We start from the raw sequence: 17,715 nt of genomic DNA, 5'->3' as shown, positions 1-17,715 counted from the left end.
CGGCGGGGGTGGCCGCGCACCGCCGGTGGCGGGTGCCGGGTCGGGTGCTCCGGGTGGCCGCGGTCGGGCCGCCCGTCTTCGTCAGCCTCTTCCTCTTCGCCTCGCCGGCCTCGGCGGTGGTGCTGCCCCGGGCACACGCCGGCGCGGCCGGGACGGCGGGCGCGGGCGCCCACCCGCCGGTGGTCATGATCGTCCTGGACGAGCTGCCGCTGGTCTCGTTGCTCGCCCCGGACGGGAGGATCGACGCCACCCGCTACCCGAACTTCGCCGAGCTCGCCCGGGGCTCCACCTGGTACCGCAACGCCACCGGGGTCAGCGGCTGGACCCCGTACGCGCTGCCGGCGATGCTGACCGGCCGCTACCCGGCCCAGCCGTTCGCCCCGCACTACTCGCAGTACCCGGACAACCTCTTCACCGCCCTCGGCGGCCTGTACGAGATCCGGGCCGAGGAGAGCATCACCCGGCTCTGCCCGCCCAGCCGCTGCGAACAGCCGGCCAGTCCGGAACAGGGGCTCGGCGTGCTGGTGCGGGAGAGCGGCAAGCTGCTGCGCCAGGTCACCGCCCCGGTGGACAGCCGGATCGACCCGGAGGACTCCTACCGGGAGCTGACCCGCGCAGAGGCGGGGCTGGACGCGGCCGAGCCGGTGCCGGCGGACCCGAAGTTCCGCTGGGACACCCTCGACGACAACCAGCCGGCCCGGTTCACCAGCTTCCTGGCCGGGCTGCGCCCGTCGTCCCGCCCCACCCTGCATTTCCTGCACCTGCTCATGCCGCACACGCCGTGGGCGTACCTGCCGTCCGGGGCGCACTACGCCGCCCCGGAGGACCTGCCCAACGACGGCGCCGGCTGGGTGGAGCTGGCCCGGCAGCGGCACCTGGCCCAACTCGGCTACACCGACCGGCTGATCGGCGAGACGCTGCGCACCCTGCGCGCCACCGGCCTGTACGACAGGGCGCTGATCCTGGTCACCGCGGACCACGGGGTGAGCTTCCGCAGGGACTGGCAGGGCCGCGGGATGGACGCCATCAACCACGCCGCCGACCAGGTCGCCTGGGTGCCGATGTTCATCAAGAGCCCTGGCCAGCGCGCTGGACGGGTGGACGACCGGAACTGGGAGCACGTGGACCTGCTGCCCACCATCGCCGACGAGACGCACATGCGGATCCCCTGGCGGATGGACGGGCGGTCGGCCCGGCAGGCACCCCGCCAGCGCCCCGAGAAGCGGTTCTACGACCGGCCGGGTCAGCCGGTGACGATCACCGGCGGGGTGCCGTCCCCGCCCGCCGCACCCGCCCCGAGCCCGCTGGTCGGCACCCGGGTGGGTGACCGGCCCACCGACGGTACGGCCACCGTCGCCAACCTCGCCGCGTTCCGCGACGTCGACGCCGTGCACGGCGAGCTGCCCGCCCTGGTCTGGGGCACCGTGCCCGCCGCGGTGCCGGACGGGACGATGCTGGCGGTGGCGGTCAACGGCACGATCGGCGCGGTCGTCCCGGTCGTCCCGCCCGACCGGGGCGGCCGCCGCTTCGCCGCGCTGCTCTCCGACGACCGGCTCTTCGCCGCCGGCGCCAACCGCCTCGACCTCTACCGGGTCGGGTCCGACGGCTCGCTGCGCCGCCTCGCCCTCTCCTGACGACTACGTCCCAGGCGCCTCGGTGGTCCCGGGCGGTCGATCCGGGCGCCGGGTTTCCCAGCCGGCAAGTCGGGAATCGGGTGACGCATACCTCACCGTGGAACCATGACGAGCCGTGTCCCGCAGACCGCGATTACGGTGAAAGCGAAGGCAATTCAACGAAGATCTTGCCGGCGAAGCGAGGAACACATGACGGAAGTCAAGCTCGACCACCCCGGTGGGCAGCTGTCGATGCCGGTCCAGTCCGCGGTCGAGGGCCCCGCCGGCATCCGCGTGGGCAATCTGCTCAAGGAAACCGGGATGACCACCTATGACCCCGGTTTCGTCAACACCGCCTCCGCCTCGTCCGCGATCACCTACATCGACGGTGACGCGGGCATCCTGCGGTACCGCGGCTACCCGATCGACCAGCTGGCCGAGAAGTCCTCCTTCCTGGAGGTCTCGTACCTGCTGATCTACGGCGAGCTGCCGACCCAGCAGCAGCTGACCGAGTTCAGCGAGCGGATCCGGCGGCACTCCCTGCTGCACGAGGAGATGCGCCGGTTCTTCGACGGCTTCCCGCGGGACGCGCACCCGATGGCGGTGCTCTCCTCGGCCGTCAGTGCGATCTCCACCTTCTACCAGGACAGCCTGGACCCGTTCGACTCCAACCACGTGGAGATGTCGACGGTCCGGCTGATGGCGAAGGTCCCGACCATCGCCTCGTACGCCTACAAGAAGTCCATCGGTCAGCCGCTGCTGTACCCGGACAACTCCCTGGGCTACGTGGAGAACTTCCTGCGGATGACGTTCGGTGTGCCGGCGGAGCCGTACGAGGTCGACCCGGTGGTGGCCAAGGTGCTGGACATGCTCTTCATCCTGCACGCGGACCACGAGCAGAACTGCTCCACCTCGACCGTCCGGCTGGTCGGCTCCAGCAACGCCAACCTCTTCGCCTCGGTCTCCGCCGGCGTGAACGCGCTCTTCGGCCCGCTGCACGGCGGCGCCAACCAGGCCGTACTGGAGATGCTGGAGAAGATCCAGGCCGACGGCGGCGACGTCCGCTCCTTCGTGCAGAAGGTGAAGGACAAGCAGACCGGCGTGAAGCTGATGGGCTTCGGCCACCGGGTCTACAAGAACTACGACCCGCGCGCCGCGATCGTGAAGAAGGCCGCCCGGGACGTCCTCGGCCGGATGGCCAAGCCGGACCCGCTGCTGGACCTCGCGGTGGAGCTGGAGGAGATCGCCCTCGCCGACGACTTCTTCGTCTCCCGCCGGCTCTACCCGAACGTGGACTTCTACACCGGCCTGATCTACAAGGCCATGGGCTTCCCGACGAAGATGTTCACGGTGCTCTTCGCGCTGGGCCGGCTCCCCGGCTGGATCGCCCAGTGGCGCGAGATGATCAACGACCCGGAGACCAAGATCGGCCGCCCGCGGCAGATCTACACCGGCTACCCCGAGCGGGACTACACCCCCGCCGTGGAGCGCTGACCCCGGTTCCCCACGCGAAAGGCCGCCGCCCCCTCCCGGGGCCGGCGGCCTTTCCCGTACGCCCCCAGCCACGCGCGATCTTGCACTTGTGGTGAGGACATATCTGGGCGTACCCGGACGAATCAACAACCACTAGTGCAAGATCGGCGGTGGCCGGGGTGGGGTCAGCGGAGGCCGGCGGCGGTCAGGAGGTTGCCTTCGGGCATGGGGGGTAGGGAGCGGCCGAGGGCCATGCGGTGCTCGGCGCGCTCAGCGGTGAAGGCGGCGTCCTTGGCGATGGCGGCGGCGTAGGTGGCCGTGGTGCGGGCCGCGATCGCCGACCAGCCGTACTGCTCGTGGACCATGGCGCGGGCCCGCCGGGCCAGCCTCCGGGCCTGCTTCCGGTCGGAGAGCAGCGCGTGCACCGCCTCGGTCAGCGCCTCCGGGTCCTGCGGGGCGAAGGTCATCCCGGTGACCCCCGGCTCGACGATCTCGGCGAGCCCGCCGGTACGCGCCACCGCGAGCGGCGCGCCGGCGGCGGCCCCCTCCAGGGCCACCATGCCGAACGGCTCGTAGATGCTCGGCACGGCGAAGCAGTCCGAGGCGGCCATCACGGCGGGCAGGTCGGCGCCGCCGAGGAAGCCGGGCATGCTCACCACGGCCCCGAGCCCGAGCCGGTCCACCTCCGCCGCCAGCGCCTCTCGGTACGGACCGTCGCCGACGATCACCGCGCGCAGCCCGGGGTGCCGCTCGCGCAGCCGGGGCAGCCCGGCGAGCAGGTGCTGCACGCCCTTCTCGTAGACGAGCCGGCCGGCGAAGGTGACCAGCGGACCGTCCCCGGCGAACCGGGCCCGGGCGGAGGCGACCGCGGCGACCGGTGCCCGCCAGCGGTGCGGCTCCACGCCGTTGGGCACCACGTCGACCCGGGCGGCCGGCACCCCGAAGAGCGCGGTCACCTCGTCGCGCATGTAACCGGAGCAGACGATGACCCGGCCCGACTCGGCGCTGAGCCACTGCTCGACGCCGTGAATGGTCCGGTTCATCTCCTCCGGCAGCCAGCCCTGGTGCCGGCCGGCCTCGGTGGCGTGGATGGTGCTGACCAGCGGCACGTCCAGGTGCTCCCGCAGGGTCATGGCGGTATGCGCGACCAGCCAGTCGTGGGCGTGGATCACGTCGTACGAGCCGGACTCGGCGGCGCGCAGCGCGGCCCGGGTGAGCGTGTGGTTGAACGCCATCGTCCAGGCCAGCAGCGAGTTCGTGGCGAGCGGGAAGGTGACCGGGTCCTCGGCGGCCCGGACGATGCGGACGCCGTCGGCGTACTCCTCCAGCGGCGCGCCCTCGGCGTGCCGGGTGACCACGGTGATCTCGTGGCCAGCGGCGGCCAGGGCGACGGAGAGCGCGTGCACGTGGCGGCCGAGCCCGCCGACGAGCACCGGCGGGTACTCCCACGACAGCATCAGGATGCGCCGGGTGGCCGGCGGCACGTCCGCGGCGGGCTGCTGCGGGATCTGGGGCCGGGAGGTGAGGGTGGGCCGGTGGATCCGGTCCGGAGCGGTGGCGGACTGCTCGCCGACCCGCAGAGTGGTCACATCAATCTCCGTTCATGCACGAAGGAGCGCGCCGGCGACGGTGGCGGCGTAAAGGAAATGGGGAGGCCGACAGGCCGAATGGGCACGCCCGCGCGCCCGTACTCAGGAAAGGGCATGGCGCGGTCCCGCGCACCCGGAATAGGCATATCGTGACGGAAGACACCCGAGCGGGCCCGGTCGGCATCAGACGGGTGGATACCGGGAGTGATCCGTTCGGCGGGATTGACCAGCCGAAGCGTGGGGCATTAGCGGCGTGCGCGTCGGCGGCCCGCCCGCCCGATACGCAAATGATCTTGTGCCTTTCTGAGGAGCGACATGCAGGTCTGGCCCGGTGAGCGGTACCCCCTGGGCGCCACCTACGACGGGATGGGCACCAACTTCGCGATCTTCTCCGAGATGGCGGAGCGGGTCGAGCTCTGCCTCTTCGACGAGTGGGACACCGGCGCCGAGCGGCGCGTCGAGCTGCGCGAGGTCGACGCGTACGTCTGGCACGCCTACATCCCGGGCATCGACCCCGGCCAGCGCTACGGCTACCGGATCCACGGCCCGTACGACCCGGCCAACGGGCTGCACTGCAACCCGCACAAACTGCTGCTCGACCCGTACGCCAAGGCGGTCGACGGGGAGGTCGCCTGGGATCCGGCGGTCTACGACTACGACCTGGGTCACCCGGACCGGATGTCGGAGACCGACTCGGCGCCGTTCATGCCGAAGTCGGTGGTGGTGAACCCCTACTTCGACTGGGGTAACGACAAGCCGCCGCGCACCCCGTACCACCACTCGGTGATCTACGAGGCGCACGTACGCGGGCTGACCATGCGCCACCCGCACATCCCGCCGGAGCTGCGCGGCACGTACGCCGCCATCGGGTCACCGGTGATGATCGACTACTTCAAGCGGCTCGGCGTGACCGCGGTCGAGCTCATGCCCGTGCACGAGTTCGTGCACGACGACCGGCTGGTCGACCTGGGGCTGCGCAACTACTGGGGCTACAACACCATCGGCTTCTTCGCCCCGCACCACGGCTACTCCGCGCTGGGCCGCGTCGGCCAGCAGGTGCAGGAGTTCCGCGGCATGGTCCGGGCGCTGCACGCCGCCGGCATCGAGGTCATCCTCGACGTGGTCTACAACCACACCGCGGAGGGCAACCACCTCGGCCCGACGCTCAGCTTCAAGGGCGTCGACAACCCCAGCTACTACCGGCTCTCCGAGGAGGACCGGCGCTACTTCGTCGACTACACCGGCACCGGCAACAGCCTCAACGTGCGCAACCCGCACTCGCTCCAGCTGATCATGGATTCGCTGCGGTACTGGGTGACCGAGATGCACGTCGACGGCTTCCGCTTCGACCTCGCCGCCACCCTGGCCCGCGAGTTCTACGAGGTGGACCGCCTCTCCACCTTCTTCGAGGTGGTCCAGCAGGACCCGGTGGTCAGCCAGGTCAAGCTGATCGCCGAGCCGTGGGACGTCGGCCCGGGCGGCTACCAGGTCGGCAACTTCCCGCCGCAGTGGACCGAGTGGAACGGCAAGTACCGGGACACCGTCCGGGACTTCTGGCGCGGCGAGCCGGCCACCCTGGCCGAGTTCGCCTCCCGGATCTCCGGCTCCGCCGACCTCTATCAGGACGACGGCCGCCGCCCGTTCCACAGCATCAACTTCGTCACCTGCCACGACGGGTTCACCCTGCACGACCTGGTCTCGTACAACGACAAGCACAACGAGGCCAACGGCGAGGAGAACCGGGACGGCGAGAGCCACAACCGGTCCTGGAACTGCGGCGTCGAGGGGGACACCGACGACCAGGGCGTGCTGGCGCTGCGGGCCCGGCAGCGGCGGAACTTCCTGGCCACCCTGATCCTCTCCCAGGGCGTACCCATGATCGGGCACGGCGACGAGCTGGGCCGCACCCAGCACGGCAACAACAACGCGTACTGCCAGGACAGCGAGCTGGCCTGGATCGACTGGGAGCACGCCGACGAGGACCTGCTCGGCTTCGTCCGGCGGCTCACCGCCTTCCGCAACCGGCACCAGGTGTTCCGCCGCCGCCGATTCTTCACCGGCCTGCCGGTGGGTGGCCGGGCCGCCGGCACCGCCCTGCCCGACCTGGCCTGGTACACCCCGGACGGCCGGGAGATGACCGGCGAGGACTGGGGCAACGAATTCGGCCGCTCGGTCGCGCTCTTCGTCAACGGTGACGGCATCCCGGAGCGCGGCCAGTACGGCCAGCGCCACCGCGACAACTCGTTCCTGCTCCTGTTCAACGCCCACGACGCGCCGCTGGACTTCACCCTGCCCGGGGAGGAGTTCGGGCAGCGGTGGGAGCTGGTGATCAGTACCGCGGAACCGGATCCGGAGAAGACGACGACGGTCGAGGCGGCCGGCACCATCTGCGTGCCCGACCGCTCGCTGCTGGTCCTGGAGAGGACGGTCTGAGCATGCCCGACACCCCTCGGCCGGACGCGACGACGGCACCGACGACACGGGTCGGGTCGACCTACCGCGTCCAGATCCGGCCCGGCTTCGACCTCGACGCCACCGCCGGGCTCACCGACTACCTCGCCGACCTCGGCGTCACCCACCTCTACAGCGCGCCCCTGCTCACCGCCACCCCCGGCTCGGCGCACGGCTACGACGTGGTGGACCCCCGGTCGGTCAACCCCGAACTCGGCGGCGAGGCCGGCCGGCAGCGCCTGCTGCGCGCGTTGCGCGCCGCCGGGCTGGGTCTGGTCGTCGACATCGTCCCCAACCACGTCGGGGTGGCCCAGCCGGCGGCCAACCCGGCCTGGTGGGACGTGCTGCGCCGGGGACGGGAGTCGGCGTACGCGACCTGGTTCGACATCGACTGGAACCGGGGCCGGCTGCTGCTGCCGGTGCTCGCCGACAGCCCCGACGCGCTGGACGACCTCAAGGTGGTCGACGGGGAGCTGCGCTACCACGAGCACCGGTTCCCGATCGCCGACGGCACCGGCGCGGGCAGCCCGCGGGAGGTGCACGACCGGCAGCACTACGAGCTGGTCAACTGGCGACGCGGCGACGCCGAGCTGACGTACCGCCGGTTCTTCGCGGTGTCCGACCTGGCCGGTCTGCGGGTGGAGGACCCGGAGGTCTTCGCCGCCACCCATGCCGAGATCCTGCGCTGGGCCGACGCCGGCGAGCTGGACGGCATCCGGGTCGACCACCCGGACGGGCTGCGCGACCCCGCCGGCTACCTGGCCCGGCTGCGCGCCGCCGCACCCGAGGCGTGGCTGCTGGTGGAGAAGATCCTCGAGTACGGCGAGGAGCTGCCGGACTGGCCGGTGGACGGCACCACCGGCTACGACGCCCTCGCGGCGGCCGGCGGCCTCTTCGTCGACCCGGACGCCGAAGGCGACTTCACCGCCCTGGACACCCGGCTCACCGGGCACGCCACCTCGTGGCAGAACCTGACCCACGACACCAAGTGGGAGGCGGCCACCCGACTGCTCGCCGCCGAGCTGAACCGGCTCGCCGCCCTGGTCCCCGAGCTGGAGCCCGCCGCCACCCGCCAGGCTCTCGCCGAGCTGGCCGCCTGCTTCCCGGTCTACCGCGGCTACCCGCCGGAGGGTGCCCGGCACCTGGCGGCCGCCCGGGCCGAGGCCGGCCGGCGTCGTCCCGACCTCGCGGACACCCTCGACGCGGTCACCGCCCGGCTGCGCGACCCGGAGCACGAGCTGGGCGCCCGCTTCCCGCAGTTCACCGGCGCGGTGATGGCCAAGGGCGTGGAGGACACCGCCTACTACCGGTGGAGCCGGTTCGTCGCGCTCAACGAGGTCGGCGGCAGCCCGGCGCACTTCGGCGTGCCGCCGGCGGAGTTCCACCGGTTCGCCGCCGCCCGGCAGGTCCGCTGGCCGGCCAGCATGACCACCCTCTCCACCCACGACACCAAGCGCGGCGAGGACGTCCGCGCCCGGCTCGCCGTCCTCTCCGAGCTGCCCGACCGCTGGGCGGACCAGGTCAGTGACTGGATGTCCCGCGCGCCGCTGCCCGACCCCGCCTTCGCCCACCTGCTCTGGCAGACCGCCGTCGGTGCCTGGCCGATCGAGCGGGAGCGACTGCACGCGTACGTCGAGAAGGCCGCCCGCGAGGCGTCCGTCTCCACCAGCTGGACCGATCCCGACCTGGCCTTCGAACGTGAGCTGCACGCCCTGGTCGACCGGATGTACGACGACCCCCACCTGCACGGCGAGATCACCGCGTTCGCCGACGCGATCACCCCGGCCGGTTGGTCCAACTCGCTCGGTCAGAAGCTGGTCCAGCTCGCCATGCCCGGAGTCCCCGACACCTACCAGGGCACCGAGCTGTGGGAGAACTCGCTGGTCGATCCCGACAACCGCCGCCCGGTCGACTTCGCCGTGCGCCGGGAGCTGCTGGCCCGGCTCGACGGCGGCCGGCGGCCCGGCGTGGCCGCGGACGGCGCGGCGAAGCTGCTGGTGGTCTCCCGGACGCTGCGGCTGCGCCGGGACCACCCGGAGCTGTTCACCGGCTACCGTCCGGTGCCGGCGCACGGTCCGGCCGGGTCGCACGCGGTGGCCTTCGACCGGGGCGGCGCGATCGCGGTGGCCACCCGGCTCCCGCTCGGCCTGGCCCGCGCCGGCGGCTGGCGCGACACGACTTTGTCGCTTTCCGTTCATCGGGTGACTGACTTGTTCACCGGCCGGGTCTACAGTGGCTCTGAGCTGCTCATGGATGATTTGTTGGGCATCTATCCAGTCGCCCTGCTGGCTCCCACCGACGCCGTGGAGGCTGCCGCATGACCGAATTCAGGGTGTGGGCGCCCGAGGCCGCCCGGGTCCGGCTGCGCCTGCCCGGCGTGGCCGACCACGAGATGCGGAGCGGCCCGGGCGGGTGGTGGCGGGTCGAGGTGCCCGGCGCCGGGCCGGGCACCGACTACGCGTTCCTGCTCGACGACGACGAGCGAGCCCTGCCCGACCCGCGCTCGGCGTGGCAGCCGCAGGGAGTGCACGGCCCGAGCCGGCTCTACGACCACACCGCGTTCGGCTGGACCGACCAGGGCTGGACCGGCCGGCAGCTGCCCGGCAGCATTCTCTACGAGCTGCACGTCGGCACCTTCACCCCGGAGGGCACCTTCGACGCCGCCATCGGGCGGCTGGACCACCTCGTCGAGCTCGGCGTGGACATGATCGAGCTGCTCCCGGTCAACGCCTTCAACGGCGAGCACAACTGGGGTTACGACGGGGTCTGCTGGTACGCCCCGCACCAGCCGTACGGCGGGCCGGACGGGCTCAAGCGCCTGGTCGACGCCGCGCACGCCAAGGGGCTGGGGGTGATCCTCGACGTCGTCTACAACCATTTCGGGCCCTCCGGGGCCTACGCGCCGATGTTCGCGCCGTACCTCAGCGAGCAGAGCAACCCGTGGGGCCGGACGGTCAACCTCGACGGCCCGCACTCCGACGGGGTGCGCCGCTACATCATCGACAGCGTGCTGATGTGGCTGCGGGACTACCACGTCGACGGGCTGCGGCTGGACGCCGTGCACGCCATGCCGGACTCCCGGGCCACCCACCTCCTCGAAGAGCTGGCGGTCGAGGTGGAGGCGCTCGCCACCCATCTCGGCCGGCCGCTGTCGCTGATCGCCGAGTCCGACCTGAACGACCCAAAGCTGATCACCCCGCGCGAGGCCGGCGGCTACGGCCTGCACGCCCAGTGGAACGACGACGCTCACCACGCGCTGCACACCCTGCTCACCGGGGAACGGCAGGGCTACTACGGCGACTTCGGCTCGCTGGAGTGCCTGACCGACGTGCTGACCGGCGCGTTCTTCCACGCCGGCACCTGGTCCAGCTTTCGCAACCGCAGCCACGGCCGGCCGGTCGACCGGCAGCGGACGCCCGGGCACCGGTTCGTGGCGTACCTGCAGAACCACGACCAGATCGGCAACCGGGCCACCGGCGACCGGATCTCCGCCACGCTCTCCCCGGCGCTGCTGCGGGTCGGCGCCACCCTGCTGATGACCGCGCCGTTCACCCCGATGCTCTTCATGGGGGAGGAGTGGGCGGCCAGCACCCCGTGGCAGTTCTTCACCAGCCACCCGGAGCCGGAGCTGGCGACCGCGGTGGCCACCGGGCGGAGGCGGGAGTTCGCCGCCCACGGCTGGCCGGAGGGGGACGTGCCCGACCCGCAGGACCGGCAGACCTTCGTCCGCTCCCAACTGGACTGGGCTGAGCTGGACAAGCCCGAGCACCGGGAGATGTACGACTTCTACCGGCGGCTGATCGCGCTGCGCAAGAGCCGCCCCGACCTCTCCGACCCCCGGCTGTCCCGGGTCGACGTCCAGCACGGCGACCAGTTCCTGCTGATGCGCCGGGGGGCGTGCCTGGTGGCGGCGAACCTCGCGGCCAAGCCGCAGCGGATCAACCTGCCCGGGGTGGTGCGCGCGGTCCTGCTGGCCACCGGCACCGGGGTGACGGTGATGCGCGACGGCGTCGAGCTGCCAGCGGAGACGGCGGCGATCGTCGCCCTCTGAGATCAGACGGGTCAGGACCGTCGGTGGCGGGCCTGGGGATCAGGGCAGCGGCCACTCGTGCACCGGGCGGTTGCTGTGCATCAGGTCGACGTAGTGGCGGACCACCTCGCGCAGCGCCTCCGGCCGGTCCAGATGATCGGCCGACTCCAGCCGGTGCAGGGTCTCCACCTGCCAGCTCGCGCCGTTGCGCCCGGTCAGGCAGCGCTGCTCGATGATGCCGAGCAGCCGGTCCCGCTCGGTCGGGTCCAGTCCCCACCGGTCCAGCCCGTGGTACGCCAGTGGCAGCAGCCGGCGCAGCACCAGCTCGGTGGCCGGCAGGTAGCCCAGCCCCGGCCAGTAGACCTGCGCGTCGATGCCGTGCCGGGCGCAGTTGGTGAAGTTCTCCTCGGCCGCGCTGAACGACATCTGCGACCAGAGCGGCCGGTCGGACTCCGCGAGCGCGCGGACCAGTCCGAAGTAGAACGCGCCGTTGGCGACGGTGTCGAGGACGGTCGGGCCGGCGGGGAGCACCCGGTTCTCCACGCGCAGGTGCGGCCGGCCCTTCAGCACGTCGTAGACGGGCCGGTTCCACCGGTAGATGGTGCCGTTGTGCAGCCGCAGCTCGGCCAGCTTGGGCACGCCACCCTCGGCGAGGGCCTTCGCCGGGTCCTCCGGGTCGCACACCGGCAGCAGCGCCGGGAAGTAGCGCACGTTCTCCTCGAACAGGTCGAAGACGCTGGTGATCCAGCGTTCCCCGAACCACACCCGGGGGCGTACCCCCTGCGCCTTGATCTCCTCGGAGCGAGTGTCGGTGGCCTGCTGGAACAGCGGGACCCGGGTCTCCCGCCACAGCTCGCGGCCGAAGAACAGCGGCGAGTTGGCGCCGAGGGCGACCTGGATGCCGGCGATGGCCTGGGCGGCGTTCCAGTAGTCGGCGAACTGGGCGGGGCTGACCTGGAGGTGGAACTGCGTGCTGGTGCACGCCGCCTCGGGGGTGATGGTGTCCGCGGTAATGGATAGCCGTTCCACCCCGCTGATCGAGATCTGCAGGTCCTCGCCGCGGGCGGCGAAGATCTGCTCGTTGAGCAGCTCGTAGCGCGGATTCGCGGACAGCGTCGCGGCGGTCAGGTGCTCGGGGCGCAGGGTGGGCAGGATCCCGATCATGACCATGTGCGCGCCGACCTTGCGGGCCTTCTCCTCGGCCGCGTTCAGGCTGGCCCGGACGTGCTCCTCGAACTGGGCGGTGCCGGTGCCGGTGAGGCGGCGCGGCGCCACGTTGATCTCCACGTTGAACTGGCCCAGCTCGGTCTGGAAGCTCGGGTCGGCGACCGCGGCCAGCACGTCGGCGTTGCGCATCGCCGGTTGCGACTCGTCGTCGACCAGGTTCAGCTCGATCTCCAGGCCGGTCATCGGCCGTTCCACGTCGAAGCGCGACTCGCGCAGCATCTCGGCGAAGACGTCGAGGCAGCGCCGTACCTTCTCCCGGTAGCGGGCCCGGTCCTCGCGGCTGAACGTACGCGCGCCGACTTCCTCGCCCATGGTCACCACCCTGTCACCGTTGGTCCCATCAACCTTGCACGCCCCCGTACGCGTGGGAAGACCCGAACGACCCTTCAGTTACCCATTTCGGCCGCCGTGATCCCCGTCGCGCCCGCTGTGCCAGGCCGTCGGGTTGGTCCGCGCCCATCCAGCATCGCCGCCGACCGTGGGCGGGGGAGGCGATGCGCGAGAAAGACACTTGCGCCGGTCTGCGCGCTGCCCGCGGGCGGCCGGGCTCAGTCGGCGAGGAAGTCGGCCAGCACGGCGGCGAGCTGCGCCGGCGCCTCCTCGGCCAGGTGGTGCCCGGAATCGACCGACGCGGCGCGCACGTCGTCGGCCCAGTCCCGCCAGATCGCGGCCGGGTCGCCGTAGAGATCGACCATGTCGTCCCGCTCCGACCAGACGAAGAGCACCGGACAGCCGATCCGCCGCCCGGCGGCCCGGTCCGCGTCGTCCGCCGCCCGGTCCGGGCCGAGTCCGGCCCGGTAGTCCTCGCACATCGCGTGCACCGTCGCCGGGTCGTGGATGGCCCGCCGGTAGTCGGCGTACGCCTCCTCGCCCATCTGGGCCGGCGAGCCCCCGTACCAGGCGTCCGGGTCGGCGTTGATCACCCGCTCGGCCGGCTTGTCGAGTTGCCCGAGGAAGAACCAGTGCCACCAGCGGGCCGCGAAGCGGGCGTCGCAGCGGGCCAGCGCCTCGCCGATCGGCACCCCGTCGAGAACCCCGAGCCGGCTCACCCGGGCCGGGTGGTCCAGCGCGGTCCGCATCGCCACGTACGCCCCCCGGTCGTGGCCGACCACCGCGGCCCGCTCGTGGCCGAGGACGTCGAGCAGCCCCACCACGTCGGCGGCCATCGCCCGCTTCGCGTAGACGGTGTGCCCGGCGTCGCTCGGCGGCTTCGACGACCCGCCGTAGCCGCGCAGGTCCGGGCAGATCACCGTGTGCCGCTCGGCCAGCAGGGGAGCGACCCGGTGCCAGGTGGCGTGGGTACGCGGATGCCCGTGCAGCAGCACCACCGGGGGACCCGACCCGCCGTGCCGGACGCGCAGCCGGACCGGGCCGACGTCGATCTCCTCCAGGGTGAATCCGGCGAACATGGCCGGACCGGTGCCCGCGCCCCGCCAGGCGGAAACCTCAGCGGAGCACCGAGCAGGAGGCGATGCCGACCAGCAGCAGCGCGCCGAGGGCTGCCTGCAGCAGCAGCGGCGGACCGAGGTGGGACCAGAGGGTGGCGGTACGCGGGGTGAGCAACTGCCCGGTGGTCAGGTTGACGATCCGCTCGATCCGCGGCGGCAGCTCCGGATCGCGCTGCGGCCGCAGGGTGAGCTGCACGTGGTCGGCGGGGTGCAGGGCGCTCTGCGGCAGGTGCCCGTGCAGCTCCACCTCCAGCAGGCGGTCGGCCCCGTCACGCAGCCGCACCGGGGTGACCAGGAACTCCGGCCCCTTCTTCAGCTCCTTGAAGCTGCGCCGGGCGCCCCGGCGGCCCCCGCTGAGCAGCGCGCGTACCAGCAGCATCAGCAGCCCCGTCAGCCCGGCCGCGGTGAGCACCGCGACCAGCACCGGCTGGCCGACGCGTACCTCGCGGGGGTAGCCCTCCAGCAACCGGACCACCCGCCCGGTGACGATCCGCTCCGTGGGGTGCACGACGCGTCGAATGGGCAGGTCAGTGTTCATGGTCACCACCCTGGGTCCGGCTTCGCTCACCGATCGTATCGGCAGTGGAGGTTGAACGGCGTGAATGAACGCCGGTCACGCGACCAGCGGCCAGGTGACATCCGCAGCAGCGCGGGTATGCGTGCGGCCGAGCTGGAAAGGGGTCGAGCATGCAGCTGTCCTTCCTGCGCCCGCTCTACGACCGTCCCGGGCCGTGGTGCTCGGTGTACCTGGACGCCTCCCGGGACACTCACGACTCCCGTCCCGCGTTGGACCTGCGCTGGCGGGCCCTCAAGGGCCAACTGCTGGAGCAGGGCGCCGACTCGGCGAGCATCGACGCGGTCGAGCAGGTCGTCCGCCGGCACGACCCGATGGCGGGGGACTACGGCCTGGCCGTCTTCGCCACCCGGGGTCGGGTGGTGCTCACCGAGTACCTCTCCGCGCCCCCACTCAAGGACCTCGCCACCTGGTCCGCCCTGCCACACACCATGCCGCTGGTCGCCCAGCGCGGTGAGCAGGTGGCCTGGGTGCGGGTGCTGGCCGACCGGACCGGCGCGGACGCCATCGCGATCAGCGCCGGCGGGGTACCCCGCCGGGCTCACGTGCAGGGGCGGGAGAGCTACCAGCTGCGCCGGGTGCGACCGGGCGGCTGGTCCCAGTCGCGCTATCAGCGCGCTGCGATGGAGGCGTGGCACCACAACGCCGGCGACGCGGCCGCGGCGACCGCGGAGCTGGCCGAGAAGGTCGACGCCGACGTGGTGGTGGTGGCCGGCGACATCCGGGCCACCGGGGTGATCGCCGCCCAGCTGCCCGACCGCTGGCAGGACCTGGTGATCCGCACCGACGCCGGCTCCCGGGCCCGGGGCGCCGACCCGATGGCGATGGACGACCTCACCGTCCAGTCCATCGCCGAGGTGGCCGACCGGCGGATCACCGCCGCGCTGGACCGGTTCGGCTTGCAGGAGGACGTCGGCGCCGGCCTGGACGCGGTGGTCGCCGCGCTGCAGCGCAACCAGGTCGACACGATGCTCATCGTCGATGACCCTTCCGCGGACGGGCAGCTGTGGATCGGCTCCGAGCCGACCGACATCGCCACCGACCCGGCTCGGCTGGCCGCCACGGCGGACCCGCAGCGGGTACGGGCCGACGCCGCCCTGCTGCGCGCGCTGGTCGGTACCGACGCCGAGCTGACCGTGCTCGCGCCGGAGGAGGCCCCCGAGCTCACCGACGGGGTCGGCGCGGTGCTGCGTTTCGTGGACGCGAGCACCCCCGGGCGGGGCAATGCCTGACCGTACGGTGGCGGACCTGGTGGTGGAGCGGCTACGCGCCTGGCGGGTGCCGCGCGCCTTCGGCTACCCGGGGGAGGCGATCGCCCCGCTGGTGGCCGCGTTGGACCGGGCCGGCGGGGACCCCGAGTTCATCCCGGCCCGGCACGAGGAGACCGCGGCCTTCATGGCCACCGGCCACGCCAAGTTCACCGGCGAGATCGGGGTCTGCCTGGCCACCCAGGGGCCGAGCGCGGTGCACCTGCTCAACGGCCTCTACGACGCCAAGCTGGACAGCAAGCCGGTGGTGGCGATCGTCGGCGAGGACATCTCGGGCCCGCTCGGCGGGGCGCACGAGGAGATCGGGCTGAGCCGGCTCTTCGGCGACGTGTGCAACCAGTTCCTCCGGTACGGGCGGGTGGCCGGGCAGGTGCCCGTCCTGCTCGACCAGGCGTTCCGTACCGCCGCCGCCACCCGCAGCCCGACCTGCGTCGTGCTGCCGTACTCGTTGCAGACGGCGACCGTGCCGGACCTGCAAGCGCACAGCGCCGGGGTGATGTCGGCGACGCCCGGGGAGCCGCTGGCCCGGGTGCTGCCGCACGACGGCGACCTGGACGCGGCGGCGTCGCTGCTGATCACCGGTCAGCGGGTGGCGATTCTGGTCGGCCAGGGCGCGCACGGCGCCGCGGACGAGATCGTGGCGCTCGCCGACCGGCTCGGCGCCGGGGTGGCCACCTCGCTGCTGGGCAAGCCGGTGCTCGACGAACGGCTGCCCTTCCACACGGGGGTGCTCGGCGAGGTCGGCACCACCGCCAGCGCGCAGCTGATGGGCGGCTGCGACACCCTGCTGCTGATCGGCACGAACGACCCGTGGACGGACTACTTCCCGATGCCGGGGCAGGCCCGGACCATCCAGATCGACATCGACGGGCGGCGGATCGGCACCCGCTACCCGGTCGACGTGCCGCTGGTCGGCGACGCCGCCGAGACGCTGCGAGCCCTGCTGGCCCGGGTGCCGGACCGGCCCAACCAGCAGTGGCGGGGCGTCGTGGAGAGCTCGGTGGACCGCTGGCGGCAGGACGCGGCGCAGCGGGCCGCCACGCCGGCCGAACCGATCAACCCGCAGCTCGTGCTCCACGAACTCTCCACCCGGGTGCCCCGCACCGGTGCGGTCGCCGTCGACGTGGGCTCGGTGATCTTCTGGTACGCCCGCCACCTGGAGCTGCCCCCCGGCGTACGGGCGCAACTCTGCGGCACGCTGGGCTCGATGGGCTGCGCGCTGCCGTACGCGGTGGCCGCGAAGCTGGCCCGCCCGGACGAGCCGGTGATCGCCCTGCTCGGCGACGGGGCGATGCAGCTCAACGGGTTGGCCGAGCTGATCACGGTCGCGCACCACTGGCAGCAGTGGCGCGATCCCCGGCTCGTGGTGCTGGTGCTCAACAACCGCGACCAGTCCGGAATGGGCGGCGGGCGGCATCCGGCCGGCCGGCTCGGGGACCGGCGACCGGACGTGCCGTACGCCGGCTGGGCCCGGCTGCTGGGGCTGCACGGCGTCCGGGTGGACCGGCCGGAGCTGGTCGGCCCGGCGTGGGACGAGGTGCTCGCGGCGGACCGGCCGAGCGTGCTGGAGACGGTGGTCGACGCGGAGGTTCCCCTCAACCCGCCGGAGCCCGCGCTGGCCGACCTGCGTGGCCTCTTCGCCAGCGGAGACGCCGCCCGCCGGGTCCGGGAGCAGATGCTCGACGCCCGCGCCGTCGTGGAGGCCGAGGACCTCGTTTAGCGGATCACCCCCCGGGCATCTCGTGGGGACCGTCTCCCGGGAGGTCAGATGTCCGTACCCGCCGACCACCGCTACGGTCCCGCGCCCCTGCCGTCGTCGCGGGGGCCGGTCTCCGCGGCGCTGGTCGCGGCCCTGCGCCGGCCGCCGCACGACCTGCCGGCCGACCTCGGCGCCGACCTCCGTGCCGTGGCCGACCCGTGCACCGACGAGGACCTGCAGCTCACCCTCTTCCTCTGCTACGAGCTGCACTACCGCGGTTGGCGGGACGTGGACGAGGCGTGGGAGTGGCAGCCCTCGCTGCTCGCCCTGCGGGCCCGCGCCG

At 72.6% G+C, this 17,715-nt stretch carries 11 protein-coding genes and 1 pseudogene; 8 read left to right on the top strand and 4 right to left on the bottom strand.

The genetic code is table 11. From position 1 onward, the window contains the following. On the top strand, positions 1–1,634 hold a 1,634-nt coding region (locus tag DKL51_RS17530; protein WP_124812267.1), incomplete at its 5' end, for a sulfatase-like hydrolase/transferase. Between the two features lie 189 nt (positions 1,635–1,823). Beyond that, positions 1,824–3,107, top strand: coding sequence for a citrate synthase (locus DKL51_RS17525; RefSeq protein WP_109947270.1), 1,284 nt, complete (start codon positions 1,824–1,826; stop codon positions 3,105–3,107). A gap of 164 nt (positions 3,108–3,271) precedes the next feature. On the opposite strand, the gene DKL51_RS17520 is transcribed toward DKL51_RS17525, so the two are convergent. After that, on the bottom strand, positions 3,272–4,675 hold the full coding sequence (locus DKL51_RS17520; RefSeq protein WP_109947269.1) for a glycosyltransferase family 4 protein: 1,404 nt from the start codon (positions 4,673–4,675) through the stop codon (positions 3,272–3,274). Positions 4,676–4,990: 315 nt separating this feature from the next. Here DKL51_RS17520 and glgX point away from each other — a divergent pair, with 315 nt between their 5' ends. Genes glgX through treZ form a run of 3 tightly spaced genes read left to right on the top strand, consistent with a single transcriptional unit; the run spans position 4,991 to position 11,177 of the window. Then, complete coding sequence (gene glgX, locus DKL51_RS17515) at positions 4,991–7,108, top strand: glycogen debranching protein GlgX (protein ID WP_124812266.1); 2,118 nt, start codon at positions 4,991–4,993, stop codon at positions 7,106–7,108. A 2-nt stretch (positions 7,109–7,110) separates the two neighbouring features. Beyond that, positions 7,111–9,447 (top strand): malto-oligosyltrehalose synthase, encoded by a 2,337-nt coding sequence (treY, locus tag DKL51_RS17510; RefSeq protein ID WP_124812265.1) that lies wholly within the window; start codon positions 7,111–7,113, stop codon positions 9,445–9,447. Further along, positions 9,444–11,177, top strand: coding sequence for a malto-oligosyltrehalose trehalohydrolase (gene treZ, locus DKL51_RS17505; RefSeq protein WP_109947266.1), 1,734 nt, complete (start codon positions 9,444–9,446; stop codon positions 11,175–11,177). Before treY ends, treZ begins: the two co-directional genes overlap by 4 nt. Before the next feature lie 39 nt (positions 11,178–11,216). Here treZ and DKL51_RS17500 read toward each other — a convergent pair whose 3' ends face one another. The 3 genes from DKL51_RS17500 to DKL51_RS17490 all read right to left on the bottom strand — a co-directional run bounded on the left by DKL51_RS17500 (position 11,217) and on the right by DKL51_RS17490 (position 14,378). Continuing rightward, the gene (locus DKL51_RS17500) at positions 11,217–12,695 is read right to left on the bottom strand and encodes a glutamate-cysteine ligase family protein (protein ID WP_109947275.1); all 1,479 of its coding nucleotides are present in this window, start codon (positions 12,693–12,695) and stop codon (positions 11,217–11,219) included. 236 nt (positions 12,696–12,931) lie between these two features. Next, positions 12,932–13,792, bottom strand: coding sequence for an alpha/beta fold hydrolase (locus DKL51_RS17495; RefSeq protein WP_109947265.1), 861 nt, complete (start codon positions 13,790–13,792; stop codon positions 12,932–12,934). A 37-nt stretch (positions 13,793–13,829) separates the two neighbouring features. Then, positions 13,830–14,378, bottom strand: coding sequence for a hypothetical protein (locus DKL51_RS17490; protein ID WP_185734829.1), 549 nt, complete (start codon positions 14,376–14,378; stop codon positions 13,830–13,832). A 140-nt stretch (positions 14,379–14,518) separates the two neighbouring features. On the opposite strand from DKL51_RS17490, the gene DKL51_RS17485 reads away from it, so the two are divergent. The 3 genes and pseudogenes from DKL51_RS17485 to DKL51_RS17475 all read left to right on the top strand — a co-directional run. Next, positions 14,519–15,637, top strand: a complete 1,119-nt coding sequence (locus tag DKL51_RS17485) for a baeRF2 domain-containing protein (protein WP_109947264.1) — start codon at positions 14,519–14,521, stop codon at positions 15,635–15,637. Continuing rightward, the gene (locus DKL51_RS17480) at positions 15,630–17,393 is read left to right on the top strand and encodes a thiamine pyrophosphate-binding protein (RefSeq protein ID WP_109947263.1); all 1,764 of its coding nucleotides are present in this window, start codon (positions 15,630–15,632) and stop codon (positions 17,391–17,393) included. Before DKL51_RS17485 ends, DKL51_RS17480 begins: the two co-directional genes overlap by 8 nt. A 48-nt stretch (positions 17,394–17,441) precedes the next feature. After that, positions 17,442–17,715, top strand: a pseudogene (locus tag DKL51_RS17475) (iron-containing redox enzyme family protein); the annotation flags it as partial.

This window comes from Micromonospora globispora (assembly GCF_003857015.1).
Lineage (GTDB): Bacteria > Actinomycetota > Actinomycetes > Mycobacteriales > Micromonosporaceae > Micromonospora > Micromonospora globispora.
This window is presented reverse-complemented; position numbering and strand designations above follow the sequence as displayed.

Bases quoted from the DNA above. Each gene is read 5' to 3' on its own strand.
- DKL51_RS17525 (WP_109947270.1), top strand. From the start codon at position 1,824: ATGACGGAAGTCAAGCTCGACCACCCCGGTGGGCAGCTGTCGATGCCG.
- glgX (WP_124812266.1), top strand. From the start codon at position 4,991: ATGCAGGTCTGGCCCGGTGAGCGGTACCCCCTGGGCGCCACCTACGAC.
- treY (WP_124812265.1), top strand. From the start codon at position 7,111: ATGCCCGACACCCCTCGGCCGGACGCGACGACGGCACCGACGACACGG.
- treZ (WP_109947266.1), top strand. From the start codon at position 9,444: ATGACCGAATTCAGGGTGTGGGCGCCCGAGGCCGCCCGGGTCCGGCTG.
- DKL51_RS17500 (WP_109947275.1), bottom strand. From the start codon at position 12,695: ATGGGCGAGGAAGTCGGCGCGCGTACGTTCAGCCGCGAGGACCGGGCC.
- DKL51_RS17495 (WP_109947265.1), bottom strand. From the start codon at position 13,792: ATGTTCGCCGGATTCACCCTGGAGGAGATCGACGTCGGCCCGGTCCGG.
- DKL51_RS17485 (WP_109947264.1), top strand. From the start codon at position 14,519: ATGCAGCTGTCCTTCCTGCGCCCGCTCTACGACCGTCCCGGGCCGTGG.
- DKL51_RS17480 (WP_109947263.1), top strand. From the start codon at position 15,630: ATGCCTGACCGTACGGTGGCGGACCTGGTGGTGGAGCGGCTACGCGCC.